This window comes from Bradyrhizobium agreste (genome assembly GCF_016031625.1).
In the GTDB taxonomy this organism is placed as follows: domain Bacteria; phylum Pseudomonadota; class Alphaproteobacteria; order Rhizobiales; family Xanthobacteraceae; genus Bradyrhizobium; species Bradyrhizobium agreste.
In genome coordinates this window covers 178,769-192,255 of record NZ_JACCHP010000017.1, presented here as the reverse complement: position 1 = coordinate 192,255, position 13,487 = coordinate 178,769, and the positions used below count along the sequence as shown (strand labels likewise).

Genomic DNA, 13,487 nt, shown 5'->3' with positions numbered 1-13,487 from the left:
TTGACGATCGGGCTGGAAGAAGACGCCTAGTGCGAGATCATAACCCAGCACGGTGGCTGGCCAATGACGGTCTTTGTCACACCGCCCCACACGATCTCGTTCAGGCGCGAATGATGATAGGCGCCCATCACGATCGCATCGATGCCATGGGAATTCGCCCAGCTTCCCAGTACCTTGCCGGTCGAGCTGCCGCCCCCCTTCGTGGTTTCGAACGAGGCGAAGACACCGTGTTCCCGCAAATGGTCGACGAGTGCCGTTCCGGATTGCACGACCGCGTCCGTCTTGCCCTCCGCCACGGTCAGCACACGAACCGAGGTCGCAGCCTGAAGAACAGGCAATGCATCGCCGACCGCACGCGCGGCCCGCGCAGAATGATCCCAGGCAATCATGACGTTCTCGATCTCGGGCCGGAGCTCGTCAGCGCGATGTTCGGGACAGAGCAGAAGCGGCCGTCCGGATTCGAACAACAGCGCCTCCACGAGGGCCTCCATTCGGCTGTCGTGCGGCTTCACGGGAACCAGGGTGAGGTCGCTGAAGCGGGCGTGCTCGGCAAGGATCGTTCGGATCTGATCCGCAGGCAGCTTGCCCGACCGGCTCTGCGCGCGGACGTTGGCGCGCGAAGCCGCGTTGGTGAAGGCATTCAGCAGTCGTTGCATGTCGCTGGCCTCGAGGCTGGCCCGCGCGGAATCGCGATCGTCGGGCAGCATCACCCTCGGTCGCTCGAAGACATCTTCCTCGAGCGCAAGCGCGGTGATCCTGGCGCCGAGATCGGCGGCCACAGCAACGCACTTCTCGATCGCGACCAGGGCTGGCCCACGCGGCTGGCCGACAAGGGGCAGAAAGACATCCTTGATGGGCATCGGAATCTCCTGAGTCACCATAATAAGCCGGCTGTCGTCGAGACCCTTGATCCTCGTCAAGACCGCAGGAAACTCCGTCCGATCACCCCCGAGGAACAGGCGTTGACTGACGTCAAGGACTGGCCACCCGGTCGGTCTATGGAGATAATTCAGTCGGAGCGGTTCGCCCCGGAGACAGACATGCGTGCGATGGTGTTGCCGGCCCCACGAGCGCGGCTCCAGTTGGAGGAACGGCCCGACCCGATGCCGGGCGAGGGTCAGATCCGGGTGAAGATCAGCGCCTGCGGGGTATGCCGGACAGATCTTCATCTCGTCGACGCCGAGCTGCCCGGCATCCACTATCCGATCGTGCCTGGCCACGAAATCGTCGGACGGGTCGACCTCATCGGTGCGAATGTGACGACACATGTGCCTGGTGACCGCGTCGGCATTCCCTGGCTCGGCTTCACCTGCGGAAAATGCCGCTTCTGCCGGGAGGGCATGGAAAACCTCTGTGACACACCGCTGTTCACCGGCTACACGCGCGACGGGGGCTACGCGACCCACACCATCGCCGACGCACGTTACGCTTTTCCGCTCGGCGAGACGGGCAGCGACGTGGAGATTGCGCCTCTGTTGTGCGCGGGGCTGATCGGCTGGCGCTCGCTGGTCCTGGCCGGCCCCGCCGAGAGGCTCGGTCTCTATGGCTTCGGGGCCGCCGGCCACATCATTGCGCAAGTCGCGGTCTGGCAGGGACGCTCCGTCCATGCATTCACGCGGGCCGGCGATGCCGCTGCACAAGACCTTGCTCGTCGTCTCGGCTGCGTCTGGGCGGGGTCATCGGACCAGGTGCCGGATGAGCCGCTCGACGCTGCGATCATCTACGCACCAGCCGGCGAGCTGGTGCCGGCAGCGTTGCGCGCCGTGCGCAAAGGCGGTCGCGTCGTTTGCGCCGGCATCCACATGAGCGACATTCCGAGCTTTCCGTATGATCTGCTGTGGCAGGAACGGCAGCTGGTCTCGGTCGCCAACCTGACCCGGCAGGACGGCCTCGATTTTCTCAAGGTCGCGCCGCAAGCCGGCGTGCGCACCGAGACGACGGCGTTTCCGCTCGATCAGGCCAACGAAGTCCTGGCCTTGCTGCGCAATGGCCGGATCCTCGGCGCGGCCGTGCTGACGCCCTGATGGTGCTTGCCATGTCCGCTGCGATGAAGGATGACACGGCGGCCCAGGAGCGCATCTTTCGGATGCTGACCGACCATCCCGGCGTGACGCGCATCGACACGCATGCTGCCTCGGTATTCCTGGACGCAAAGCGCGCGCTGAAGATCAAGCGCGCCGTCCGATTTCCCTTCCTCGACTATTCGACGCTCGAAAAGCGCAAGGCAGCCTGCGAGGAGGAGATCCGGATCAACCGGCCCCTGGCGCCGCAGATCTATCATCGCGTCGTAGCGATCACGGAAGAGCCCGATGGATCGGTGAAGGTCGACGGCAGCGGCCGGCCGATCGAGTATGCGGTCGACATGTCGCGCTTCGACGAAAGCAGGACGCTGGATCATCTGACCGAGACGGGCCCGCTGGACGCGAAGCTTGCCGCGGCCGTCGCTGACGCAATCGCGGCCTCTCACGCGGCGGCGGCACGCGCCGACGGAAAAGCATGGGTCTCCTCCATCCCGGCCCTGATCGACGGCAACACGAATGGCCTGCGGGCCGGCGGATATTTCAGCCCAGAGAAGATCGAGCAACTCGGCGAGGCCTCGCACACGGCTTACTTGCGCATTCGTCCCCTGCTCGCAGAGCGCGGCCGCCGGGGCTTCGTGCGCCGCTGCCATGGCGATCTGCATCTGGCAAACATCGTTCTGATCGAAGACCGGCCCGTGCTGTTCGACGCGATCGAGTTCGACGCGCAGATGGCGACGGTCGACGTGCTCTACGATCTCGCATTCACGCTGATGGACCTGTTGCAGCACCATCAGCCGGGCGCGGCCAACTTGGTGCTGAACCGCTATCTCGCCGCGACGCCAGCCGACAATCTCGAGGCGCTCTCGACCCTGCCGCTGTTCATGTCCATCCGGGCGGCGATCCGCGCCCAGGTGACCTTGGCACGACTCAAGCGGTCGCATTCCGACGGTCACGACATGCTCGACCAGGCACGGCGTTATTTCGACCTCGCCGAGACGCTGATCCATCCGCCTGCTCCGCGTCTGATTGCGGTCGGCGGACTGTCCGGCACCGGAAAGACCTCCCTGGCGCACGCGCTCGCGCCGGTCGTGCCACCGGAGCCGGGCGCCGTCGTGCTGCGCAGCGATCTGGTCCGCAAGCAGATGTTCGCCGTCCAGGATACCCACCGCCTGCCGCCTTCGGCCTATACGCCGGAGGTCACGGCCCGCGTCTACGACACGCTGGTGCAGCAGGCCCGGCGGGTGCTGGCGCAGGGCCATTCGGCGATCGTCGACGGCGTATTCGCGCGCGAGGACGAACGCGATGCGATCGCGGCGCTGGCGCGCGAGCGCAACGTGGCGTTGAACGGGCTGTTCCTGGTCGCAGATCTTGCGACGCGGCAGGCGCGCATCGGCAACCGGAGGGGAGACGCATCGGACGCCACGCCGAAGGTTGCCGCACTGCAAGAGCACTATAATATCGGCCATGTCGGCTGGGCGACCATCGATGCATCCGGGACACAGGAGCAGACGCTTCAGAACTGCCGGAACGCCATCGCTGAGGGGCAAACAAGGCAATCAGACTGATGCGGGCAAGGAAGACGCGACCCACCACGCGCTCGACGGCGACCACGCCTGCCAAGCCGGCGACGCGGCGCAACGCGCTTCCCGCCCGCCTCAGTCCCGGCATGGCCTGCGACACGGCCTTCCGGATCATCGCCCGCCGTCACCTCGATGCGGTGATCGCTCAGCACGACGGCACCTGCCGCGGCGATCCGGATGCGCTGCACGAGATCCGGATCGCACTGACGCATTTGCGGACTGCCATTCGCTTCTTCTCGCCGATGGTCGACGATGCGCTGCGGCCGGATGTCTGGGCCGAGCTGAAGTGGCTAAACGGTCAGCTCGGCATGGTGCGGGACCTCGACGTGGCAATCGAGCGGATCGTTGCGGAGAGTGGCGCCGAGCTCGCCGTGGTCGCCGAGCTTCAGCGCTGGGACGAGAAGCGCGCGGAGAGCCACCGGCTGCTGGCACGTGCGCTGCAATCGGCGCGGTATCGCCGCCTGGTCGAGCAAACCTCAACGTGGATCGAAAGCGGCCCCTGGTCGACGCGCCGCAGCAAGGAAGCGATCCGGCTGCGCCGCCGTACCCTCGCCGACCATGCGACGGAGCGGCTGACCGAGTGGGAGACGACGCTGCTCAAGAAAGCCCGGAAGCTGAAGAAGCTCGATGTCGGGAAACGTCACAAGCTGCGGCTCCTCAACAAGCGAATGACCTGTTCGGTCGAGTCGCTTGCGGATCTGTTCGCCGATGGAGCGGCGGTGAAGCAGAAGTCCATCCTCAAGCAATTGCGCAAGGCACAACGGTCGCTCGGCCAATTGAACGACGATGCACGCGGACAAGCGCTGGCGACATCGTTGAATGGCGCCGGGATCGATGCCAGCAACCGATTCCTCGATCGCAAGCGCGAAAAGAAGCTGTTGCGGAAGGCCTCGACGGCCTACCGGAAACTGGACAAGGCCAAACCGTTCCGCTCCTCGGATCTCGCCCCGAGTTCGGACCCGGAGGCTTAGGTGTGGACGTAATCCCCCGGTGCATCGGCCAGGCCAAGGGCGCCTCCAAGCCCGATCTGCGGGGGATCGCAGGGGGCGCCGGAACGTGCCGCCAGCCAATTGGTCCATTCCGGCCACCACGAGCCCTCGACGCGCGGGGCCAGCTTCAGCCATTCGTCGGCACCGATATAGGGCGCGTCAGCGGCCTTGGTCAGCACCTGATAGAAGTGGCCCTCCTCCTGCGGAGGCGCAACGACACCGGCATTGTGGCCGCCGCTGGTCAACAGGAACGTCACGTCGGCATCGACCTGGTAATGAATTTTGTAGACGGATCGCCATGGCGCGACGTGATCGGCGAGCGTGCCGACCACGAACATCGGGGTGTGAATGTCGGACAGCGAGATGCTCCTGCATTCGACGCGATAGCGACCTTCCGCCAGATCGTTGTCCAGAAACAGCTGGCGCAGATACTCCGAGTGCATGCGATAGGGCAGCCGCGTGGCGTCGGCATTCCAGGCCATCAGGTCGCTCGGAGGCGAGCCGTCGCCCATCAGATATTCACGCGAGAGCCGCGACCAGATCAGTTCGTTGGAGCGCAGCAGCTGGAAGGCGCCGGCCATCTGCGTCGTGTCGAGATAGCCCCGCTGCCACATCATGTCTTCGAGAAATGCCACCTGGCTCTCGTTGATGAACAGCGTCAACTCTCCCGCCTCGGTAAAGTCGGTCTGGGCTGCCAGGAGAGTAACAGTGCCGAACCGGTGATCACCGTCGCGCTCCATCGCGGAGGCGGCGATCGACAGCAATGTGCCGCCCAGACAATAGCCGAGGGCATGGGTCTTCCGACCCGGCATGATCAGGCCGATCATGTCCAACGCCGCCATGACGCCCAGCTTGCGATAGTCGTCGAAAGCGAGGTCCCGGTCCCTCGCATCCGGATTGCGCCAGGAGATCGCGAACACGGTGAAGCCTTGACCCGTCAGATATTTGACCAGCGAGTTCTGCGGCGACAGATCGAGGATGTAGTACTTCATGATCCAGGCCGGCACGATCAGGATCGGTTCGGGTCGCACCTGCGCTGTGGTCGGGTAGTACTGAATCAATTCGATCAACTCGTTGCGGTAGACGACCTTGCCGGGCGAAGCCGCCGCCGTCTTGCCGACGACGAACTGATCCTCGCCGGTCAGCTTCGAGCCGGACAGCAGGCGCATCAGGTCGTTGCACCAGTTTTGCCAGCCGAACACGAAATTCTCGCCGCCGCTCTGGAAGGCTTTTTCCAGAACCTGTGGATTGGTGGCTGCGAAGTTCGAGGGCGCCAGCATATCGAGCATCTGGCGCATCGAGAACTCGACGATAGCTTCATTTGCGTGGGACACACCGCGTATGCCGGTCGTGGCATCGTGCCACCAACGTTCGGTGAGCAGAAACGCCTGCGCAAGCAGATTGAACGGCGCGGCCTCCCATTGCCGGTCCTTGAAGCGGCGATCCCGCCCCTGCGGCCGGATGACGGACCACGGTCCTTGCGACGTCGCGTGCGCGGCAGCTTCCAGCAAGCGGCCGGAATCGCGGAAAATACTGCGGGAGAGCTCCATCTGGTGCTGAGGCGCCGCCGCAAGATGCGCGCCCCAATCGAGCCAGGCGAGCGACAAGGCCACCGGCGAAATCCCGCCCGTGAACCGCGCCAACATGGCATGAAACGCACGATCGAGCGGATAGGAATCCGTCGCTTGCGGGCAAGTGTAGTCAGCCGGCCTCCCTGCGAGCTTTTTGGCAATCTCGGCAACCGGCCTGGCTGCGGGAGCTTGCAGCGGCGCTTCGGCCCGTGGAAGTATCTTCACGACGCTCATGGCTGATTGTTCCTGCGGGGTCCTGTTCTACGCCTGCGGCAGGATATGGCGACGCTTCCGCCACGCGTTGAGCTGCATCAAATCCGCGCACGGATCGCAATCGGTCAATCAGGGCAAGAACGGCTTGGTCCGCTTGACTTGGGTCAAACCGCACCCCGACGGTTTGACTAGGTTTTGCGCATTCAAGTCGACATGCCAGCGGAGTTGTCCATGCGCGCCCACCAGATCATGACCCGGTCGGTCATCTCGGTCACCCCCGACACCAGCATCGTCGAAGCAGCCAACATCATGTTGAAGCGACATGTGAGCGGTCTCACGGTGGTGGACGATAGCGGCAAGCTGGTCGGCGTGGTGTCGGAGGGAGATTTCATCCGCCGCAGCGAAATCGGCACCGGGCGCAAGCGCGGGCGCTGGCTGCGGTTCATCCTGGGTCCGGGCAAATCCGCCAGCGACTTCGTCCACGAGCACGGCCGCAAGGTGTCGGAAGTGATGACCGACTCGCCCGTGACCATCACCGAGGATACCGCCCTCGCGGAGATCGTCGATCTCATGGAGCGGAACAACGTCAAGCGGCTGCCGGTGGTGCGGGGCGACAAGATCGTCGGGATCGTGTCCCGCGCCAACCTGCTGCAGGCGGTGGCGGGGCTCGCCCGCGAAGTGCCGGATCCGACCGCCGATGACGATCACATTCGCAGCCGCATCATCGACATCATGGAGAAGCACGAGTGGTGTCCGTTCGGGCTGAACGTCATCGTGCGCGACGGTATCGTTCATCTCAGCGGCGTCATCACCGAAGAGCGCGCTCGGCAGGCTGCAATCGTCGCCGCGGAAAACGTCGAGGGCGTGAAGAAGGTGCACGATCATCTCTGCTGGGTCGACACCATGTCCGGCGTCTATCTCAACTCGCCCGAAGACGACGAGCTCGCCAAAGCGAGCTGATCAAGGCGAGCTGATCGCGGCAGAGTTCAGCTCGGAATGACGGCGGTGGCTTCGATCTCGACGCGCGCCGCCTTCTCGACGAGGCGGACGACCTGTACCAGCGCCATCGCTGGATAGTGCGTCCCGAAGACGTCGCGGTAGATCTTGCCGAGTTCCTTCAGGTTGGCCAGATACTCGTCCATGTCGACGACGTACCAGGTCAGGCGCACGAGGTGCTCGGGCCGGGCACCGGCCTCGGCCAGGATCGCGGCGATGTTGTCCAGGGTCTGGCGCACCTGCGCGACGAAGCCGTCCGCGAGACGCTCCTCGGCGTCCCAGCCGATCACCCCGCCGGTGACGACGATGCGTCCTTCGGCAGCCATGCCGTTGGCATAGCCCTTCGGCAGCGGCCAGCCTGACGGCTGCAGGATCTGCGCCTTGACGCGCATTCCGTCCTCGGCTGCGGTCGGCAGCACCGCGAGTTGCGGGCCCTTCGGCGTCGTCACAGACAATTCTCTATCCTTCTCTCATTCCGCGGCGACGCCTGAGGACGTCACTGCCTGCGCCAGCTGCCGCAGGGCAAAGCGCTTCAACTTGCCGGTCTCGGTCTTCGGCAATTGCGCCACGAACTCGATGGCGCGCGGATACTTGTACGGCGCGATCTCGCGTTTGACATGCTCCTGCAACTCGGCCACCAGCTGAGCGTCAGGCGTCACGCCGGGCGCGGCAATGATATAGGCCTTCACGATCATGCCGCGCGCCTCGTCGGGCGCACCGACCACACCGCACTCGGCGACCGCCGGATGCGTGAGCAGCGCCGCTTCGACGTCGGTTCCTGCGATGTTGTAACCGGCCGACACGATCATGTCGTCGGAGCGCGACTGGTACCAGAAATAGCCGTCGCTATCCATCAGATAAGTGTCGCCCGTGATGTTCCAGCCGTTCTGGACGTATTTCCGCTGCCGCTCGTCGGCCAGATAGCGGCAGCCGGTCGGCCCGCGCACGGCGAGACGGCCCATCGTTCCGGGCGGCACGTCCCGACCCTCATCATCGACAATCTTGGCTTCATAGCCCGGCACGGGCTTGCCGGTGGCACCGGGCCGGATCTCGTCCTCGGTCGCGCTGATGAAGATGTGCAGCATCTCGGTCGAGCCGATGCCGTCCATCAGCTTGATCCCGGTCGCCTTGAGCCAGGCATCGAATGTCGGCTTGGGAAGGGTCTCGCCCGCGGAGACACACTTGCGGAGCGAAGAAATGTCGCGGCCTGCAAGCTTGCCCAGCATGGCGCGGTATGCGGTGGGCGCCGTGAAGCAGACCGTGGTCTTGTACTGCTCGATGGCATTCAGAATGTCGTCCGGCGTCGTCTTCTCCAGCACGACGAAGGAGGCGCCGATATGCATCGGAAACAGCACGCCGCCGAAGCCGAAGGTGAAGGCGAGCGGCGCTGAGCCGATAAAGCGATCGTTCTGCTCGGCCCGCAGAATGTTGCGCGCGTAGCCATCGCAAACCGCGAGCATGTCGCGATGGAAATGCATGGTGCCCTTGGGATCGCCTGTCGTGCCCGAGGTGAAGGCGATCAGGCAGATGTCGGCGGCGGCGGTATCGACCGCCTTGAACTCCGGATTGGCATCGGCGATCAGCGCTTCGAGCGAATCCGCCGCGCCATTGCCCCAATAGACGACCCGTTCAAGACCGGGCGCGCTAGCTTTCGCCTTCTCCATCTCCTCGGCGAGTTTTCCGTCGCACAGCGCCAGCGTGATCTCCGCCTTCTGGATCGGATAGGACAGCTCCTTGGCGCGCAGCAGCGGCATCGTCGCCACGCAAATTCCGCCGGCCTTGATCACCGCGAGATAGGCCGCAACCATCATCGGATTGTTGGCCGAGCGCAGCAGCACACGCCCGCCGGTGACGAGACCGAGCTTGCCAACCAGCACATTGGCGATGCGGTTCACCAGCGTCTGCAGCTCGCGATAGGTGTAGCTGACGGCTGGGCTGATGACGCAAGGGGCATCGCCATGGCCCTGCTCGACCCAGCGATCGAGGAAATAGCCGACGCAGTTCAGTCGCGGCGGATAGTGCAGCTCCGGCCGCGTGAAGATGAATTCGGGCCAGAGCTCGCGCGGCGGCAAATGCTGCTGCGCGAACGTATCGACATGGGCCGTCGCGGCGCTGCCGTCAGACGAGCCCGTCACGTGAATCTTGGCGGCGTTGGCCATCGCACGCTCCTTTCAGCATGGATTGCACCCGGCAGCACGATCTGGAAAACATTTTAGGCTTAAAACAATTCGGCGCAATAGGGGATTTTGGGCAGCCCGTGCTTTTTCATGCGGCAAAAGGGCGGCGGCTGTCGCGCCCACGCGGCTACGGCCGGCGGCGCGCGGCCGATTTCTGCGCGGACGCCTTGGTTTTGGCGAGGAGACGCATCAATTCGCGCACATCCTTCGGCGAAAGGTCGGCGAAGAGATCGGCGATCCAGGTCTCGTGTTCGGCGGCCATCCTGCGGAACTCGGCACGCCCGAGCTTGGTCAGACGGATCACCTGAACGCGGCGGTCGGTTTCCGAGGTCCGCCGGTCGAGATGGCCAGATTCCACCAGGCGCTCCACGAGCCCTGTCACATTGCCGTTCGACACCATCATGCGCTTGGAGACATCGGACAGGGTCATGCCGTCAGGCGCCTTGTCGAGCTGTGCCATCAGGTCGAAACGCGGCAGCGTGACGTCGAACCGCTGCCGCAGCCGGCCGCGCACCTCGCCTTCGATCAGCGTCGTGCAGGTCAGGAGCCGTAGCCACAGCCGGAGCTCTTCGGCGTGGTCCTCCGGTGTTTCGACGGCCTTGGTCTCGGAATCGAGCATGTCGATGCAGTTCACTCACGGCCGGCATTGGCGCGGGCACGGATTCCCCAACGTTTTGAGCTTCAAATAAATCCGCGCCGGCCGCAAGTCCAAAGCTGCAACAATCGACCGCACGCCGATTTCTTTAGGCTTCAAATAATTGGCGCGCCGCTTGCATGTGCAGCTGCCCGCAAGGATGCGACGCCACGCGCTCGGCTTGCCGCGGCGGCCGTCATCGGCATAAGCTTTGGATTGGAGTACGTGGCTTGCAGCGCAAGCCAAATCGTCACGAGGGACAGATCATGAAGACGCAAATGACCTTGGCCGCAGCCGCGATGCTGCTGGGCACCGTGGTGACCCCTGCCCTCGCCCAGGAAAAAATCAAGCTGGGTCTGATAGTGACCCTGTCGGGGCCTGCCGCAGCGCTGGGCCAGCAGGTTCGCGACGGCTTCGCGCTCGCCGTGAAGGATCTCGGCAGCAAGATGGGCGGCCGCGACGTCGAGCTCATCGTCGTCGACGATGAGCTGAAGCCGGATGCCGCGGTGACCAAGGTGAAGGGCCTTCTGGAGCGCGAGAAGGTCGACTTCGTGGTCGGGCCGATCTTCTCCAACATCCTGCAGGCCATCCACCGACCGATTACGGAGTCGAAAACCTTCCTGATCAGCCCCAATGCCGGTCCGTCGACGTTCGCCGGCAAGGATTGCAACCCGTTCTTCTATGTGACCTCGTATCAGAACGATCAGGTGCACGAGATCCTCGGCAAGGTCGCGCAGGATCGCGGCTACAAGCGAATGTACCTGATGGTGCCGAACTATCAGGCTGGCAAGGATTCGGTGGCGGGATTCAAGCTCGACTACAAGGGCGAGATCGTCGAGGAATCCTACATGCCGCTGAACACGCTGGATTTCCAGCCGGAGCTCTCCAAGATTTCGTCACAGAAGCCCGATGCCCTGTTTACGTTCATGCCGGGCGGCCTCGGCGTCAATCTCGTCAAGCAGTACCGGCAGGCCGGGCTCGCCGACACCATTCCGGTGCTCTCGGCCTTCACGGTGGATGAATCGACCCTGCCGGCGCAGCAGGATGCGGCGGTCGGCATGTTCGGCGGCGCGAACTGGGCCCCCAATCTCGACAATCCCCAGAACAAGAAGTTCGTTGCCGCCTACGAGGCCGCCTACAATAGCGTTCCCGGCACTTACGCCGCTCAGGCCTACGATGCCGCGATGCTGATCGACAGCGCCGTCAAAGCCGTGAAGGGCGACCTCTCCAACAAGGACGCCGTTGGCGCCGCCTTGAAGAAGGCCGACTTCACCTCGGTCCGCGGGGCCTTCAAGTTCAACAACAACAATTATCCGATCCAGGATTTCTACCTGACCAAGGTCGCCAAGCGTCCGGACGGCAAATTCCAGACCGAGATCGTGCAGAAGGTGTTCGAGAACTACGGCGACCGCTATGCCAAGGATTGCAAGGCGGCGAACTGAGCATGATCCTGATCCGAAGGGCCGCGTCAGCGCAAAGTGCGCAGCTTTTTCCGAAATTGATCATGCTCTAACAATCGCCGCGCATCGCGTTAGGGGAGGACTGCAATGAAGAGCGAAATCACCGGCATCACGCGGGCCAATGAGGGAATCCAGGGCATTTCCTGGAACATCCTCGGCCAGACCTACGTGCCGAAGAGCTACGCCGAGAACAGCTTCTCCTGGCACGCGACGCTGCCGCCGGGCACCTTCGTGCCGCCGCACATTCATCCCGACCAGGATGAATATCTCTACATGCTGGAGGGCAAGCTCGATTTCGTGCTCGGCAATTCGGAGGCGCAGGCAAGTGCGGGCGACCTGATCCGCCTCGGCATGGGCGTGCCGCACGGCATCTTCAACAAGTCGGAGCAGACCGCCAAGGTGCTGTTCTGGGTCTCGCCAAGCCGCAAGCTGTTCGACCTGTTCTGGGGCCTTCACAACATGAAGGAGCAGAAGCCGGAGGACGTCGTGGCGATGGCCGCCGAGTTCAACATCCACTTCCTGCCGCCGCCGCCCGGCGGCTAGCGGCGCCTCAGGCGCGCACCGCCGCGAGTCCGGGCACCGCGGCGAAGCCTGCCTTGGTGGCATAGCCGCGCACGATGGCTTCGCGCTGGGAATAGCTCAGGACGTTGTCGACATTGTCGAAACCGTCTGGCGCGAGCTGCTCGACGGCGTCGATGACGCCCTCCGGCCCGCCGCGCCGGTTGGAGCGGACGATCTCGGCCGTCATCGGCAGACGCTTCTTCTCGTACTCGAGCAAGGCCTGACGCGGGTGTTCGGCGCGCACCAGCACATCCGCAAGGCAGCGCGCGTCGAGAATGGCCTGCGAGGCGCCGTTCGACCCCACCGGATACATCGGATGCGCGGCATCGCCGAGCAGCGTGACCCTCCCCGATGACCAATAGGGCAAGGGATCGCGATCGCAGGTCGGATATTCGTAGAATTCCGGCGTTGCCGAGATCAGGCTCTTCACGTCGATATAGGGCACCGAGAAGCGCGCCACATGCGGCATCAGCTCCTCGCGGCGGCCCGGCCGCGACCAGTCTTCCTTCCGTGGCGGCGGCGCGTTGCCCTCGCCCACTTTCACCAGCACCGCCCAATTGGTCAGGCGGCTCGCCGGGCTCGATCCTTCCGCGATCGGATAGATCACCACCTTGGCATTGAGACCGCCGGCCACGATCATCGATTTGCCGGTGAGGAACAGCGGCCAGTCGCGCGCACCGCGCCACAGCATCAGGCCGTTCCAGCACGGCGGCCCTTCGTTCGGAAACAGCGTCTCGCGGACGCGCGAGTGAATGCCGTCGGCGCCGATCAGGATATCACCGCGCGCGGTGTGGACATGGGCGCCGGCGCGATCGAAGAAGTAAGCGGTGACGCCGCCCTCGTCCTGCGTGAACGCGCCGAGCCGGCAGCCGGTGTGAATCGCCTCTGCCCCCAACCGCTCCTCGACGGCGCGATGGATGACGCCCTGAAGGCGGCCGCGATGGATCGAGAATTGCGGCACGTCATGGCCGGCGTCGATGCCGCGCGCTTCGCGCCAGACCTCCTGGCCGTGACGATTGAGATAATAGAGCTGATCGGTGCGGATCGCGACCTCGTCGAGCTTCTGCAGCAGGCCGAGGCCGGCCAGCTCTCGCATCGCATGCGGCAGCGTGTTGATGCCGACGCCGAGCTCGCGAATGGTGTCGGCCTGCTCGAAGATCTCGCAATCCAAGCCGCGCGAGCGGAACATCAATGCCGTGGTGAGACCACCGATACCGCCACCGACGATAATCGCCTTCATCGCCCTAACTCCACTCGAAACACAGGCAATGGCTTAACGTCGCAC

12 protein-coding genes are annotated in these 13,487 nt (G+C 64.2%); 6 read left to right on the top strand and 6 right to left on the bottom strand.

Annotation, left to right across the window (positions count from 1 at the left end; all coding sequences use genetic code 11):
- Positions 1–26: 26 nt before the first annotated feature.
- Positions 27–860, bottom strand: a complete 834-nt coding sequence (locus HZZ13_RS24595) for a universal stress protein (protein ID WP_197962078.1) — start codon at positions 858–860, stop codon at positions 27–29.
- A 180-nt stretch (positions 861–1,040) separates the two neighbouring features.
- Here HZZ13_RS24595 and HZZ13_RS24590 point away from each other — a divergent pair, with 180 nt between their 5' ends.
- The 3 genes from HZZ13_RS24590 to HZZ13_RS24580 are packed head-to-tail and all read left to right on the top strand — an operon-like array spanning position 1,041 to position 4,572.
- Positions 1,041–2,024, top strand: coding sequence for a zinc-dependent alcohol dehydrogenase family protein (locus tag HZZ13_RS24590; RefSeq protein ID WP_197962077.1), 984 nt, complete (start codon positions 1,041–1,043; stop codon positions 2,022–2,024).
- 23 nt (positions 2,025–2,047) lie between these two features.
- The gene (locus HZZ13_RS24585) at positions 2,048–3,586 is read left to right on the top strand and encodes a bifunctional aminoglycoside phosphotransferase/ATP-binding protein (protein ID WP_197962110.1); all 1,539 of its coding nucleotides are present in this window, start codon (positions 2,048–2,050) and stop codon (positions 3,584–3,586) included.
- A complete protein-coding gene (locus tag HZZ13_RS24580) occupies positions 3,586–4,572 on the top strand; it encodes a CHAD domain-containing protein (RefSeq protein ID WP_197962076.1) in 987 nt (328 codons plus the stop codon). The genes HZZ13_RS24585 and HZZ13_RS24580 overlap by 1 nt, the downstream gene beginning before the upstream one ends.
- On the opposite strand, the gene HZZ13_RS24575 is transcribed toward HZZ13_RS24580, so the two are convergent.
- Positions 4,569–6,395 carry a PHA/PHB synthase family protein gene (locus HZZ13_RS24575; protein ID WP_197962075.1) on the bottom strand — a complete coding sequence of 609 codons (1,827 nt, stop codon included), beginning with the start codon at positions 6,393–6,395 and terminating at the stop codon, positions 4,569–4,571. The two genes, HZZ13_RS24580 and HZZ13_RS24575, sit on opposite strands and share 4 nt — an antisense overlap.
- 210 nt (positions 6,396–6,605) lie before the next feature.
- On the opposite strand from HZZ13_RS24575, the gene HZZ13_RS24570 reads away from it, so the two are divergent.
- A complete protein-coding gene (locus HZZ13_RS24570) occupies positions 6,606–7,334 on the top strand; it encodes a CBS domain-containing protein (protein WP_197962074.1) in 729 nt (242 codons plus the stop codon).
- Positions 7,335–7,360: 26 nt separating this feature from the next.
- Here HZZ13_RS24570 and HZZ13_RS24565 read toward each other — a convergent pair whose 3' ends face one another.
- The 3 genes from HZZ13_RS24565 to HZZ13_RS24555 all read right to left on the bottom strand — a co-directional run bounded on the left by HZZ13_RS24565 (position 7,361) and on the right by HZZ13_RS24555 (position 10,166).
- Positions 7,361–7,819, bottom strand: a complete 459-nt coding sequence (locus tag HZZ13_RS24565; protein ID WP_197962109.1) for a RidA family protein — start codon at positions 7,817–7,819, stop codon at positions 7,361–7,363.
- 21 nt (positions 7,820–7,840) lie between these two features.
- On the bottom strand, positions 7,841–9,529 hold the full coding sequence (locus HZZ13_RS24560; RefSeq protein WP_197962073.1) for a benzoate-CoA ligase family protein: 1,689 nt from the start codon (positions 9,527–9,529) through the stop codon (positions 7,841–7,843).
- 145 nt (positions 9,530–9,674) lie between these two features.
- Positions 9,675–10,166: a MarR family winged helix-turn-helix transcriptional regulator gene (locus HZZ13_RS24555; protein ID WP_122406549.1), complete on the bottom strand. Its 492-nt coding sequence runs from the start codon at positions 10,164–10,166 to the stop codon at positions 9,675–9,677.
- A 281-nt stretch (positions 10,167–10,447) separates the two neighbouring features.
- Between HZZ13_RS24555 and HZZ13_RS24550 the strand changes: the two genes are divergently transcribed.
- Together HZZ13_RS24550 and HZZ13_RS24545 are read left to right on the top strand one after the other, a co-directional pair.
- Entirely contained in the window at positions 10,448–11,623 is a 1,176-nt protein-coding gene (locus tag HZZ13_RS24550; protein WP_197962072.1) for an ABC transporter substrate-binding protein, read from the top strand.
- A 105-nt stretch (positions 11,624–11,728) separates the two neighbouring features.
- Positions 11,729–12,184, top strand: coding sequence for a cupin domain-containing protein (locus tag HZZ13_RS24545; protein WP_197948733.1), 456 nt, complete (start codon positions 11,729–11,731; stop codon positions 12,182–12,184).
- A gap of 7 nt (positions 12,185–12,191) precedes the next feature.
- Here the strand turns inward: HZZ13_RS24545 and HZZ13_RS24540 are convergent, their stop codons facing one another.
- A complete protein-coding gene (locus HZZ13_RS24540) occupies positions 12,192–13,442 on the bottom strand; it encodes a flavin-dependent oxidoreductase (RefSeq protein ID WP_197962071.1) in 1,251 nt (416 codons plus the stop codon).
- Positions 13,443–13,487 lie beyond the last annotated feature (45 nt).

What these genes read in the sequence shown, in the direction of transcription:
- HZZ13_RS24595 (WP_197962078.1), bottom strand. Translation starts at nt 860, where the DNA reads ATGCCCATCAAGGATGTCTTTCTGCCCCTTGTCGGCCAGCCGCGTGGG.
- HZZ13_RS24590 (WP_197962077.1), top strand. Translation starts at nt 1,041, where the DNA reads ATGCGTGCGATGGTGTTGCCGGCCCCACGAGCGCGGCTCCAGTTGGAG.
- HZZ13_RS24585 (WP_197962110.1), top strand. Translation starts at nt 2,048, where the DNA reads ATGAAGGATGACACGGCGGCCCAGGAGCGCATCTTTCGGATGCTGACC.
- HZZ13_RS24580 (WP_197962076.1), top strand. Translation starts at nt 3,586, where the DNA reads ATGCGGGCAAGGAAGACGCGACCCACCACGCGCTCGACGGCGACCACG.
- HZZ13_RS24575 (WP_197962075.1), bottom strand. Translation starts at nt 6,395, where the DNA reads ATGAGCGTCGTGAAGATACTTCCACGGGCCGAAGCGCCGCTGCAAGCT.
- HZZ13_RS24570 (WP_197962074.1), top strand. Translation starts at nt 6,606, where the DNA reads ATGCGCGCCCACCAGATCATGACCCGGTCGGTCATCTCGGTCACCCCC.
- HZZ13_RS24560 (WP_197962073.1), bottom strand. Translation starts at nt 9,529, where the DNA reads ATGGCCAACGCCGCCAAGATTCACGTGACGGGCTCGTCTGACGGCAGC.
- HZZ13_RS24555 (WP_122406549.1), bottom strand. Translation starts at nt 10,166, where the DNA reads ATGCTCGATTCCGAGACCAAGGCCGTCGAAACACCGGAGGACCACGCC.
- HZZ13_RS24550 (WP_197962072.1), top strand. Translation starts at nt 10,448, where the DNA reads ATGAAGACGCAAATGACCTTGGCCGCAGCCGCGATGCTGCTGGGCACC.
- HZZ13_RS24545 (WP_197948733.1), top strand. Translation starts at nt 11,729, where the DNA reads ATGAAGAGCGAAATCACCGGCATCACGCGGGCCAATGAGGGAATCCAG.
- HZZ13_RS24540 (WP_197962071.1), bottom strand. Translation starts at nt 13,442, where the DNA reads ATGAAGGCGATTATCGTCGGTGGCGGTATCGGTGGTCTCACCACGGCA.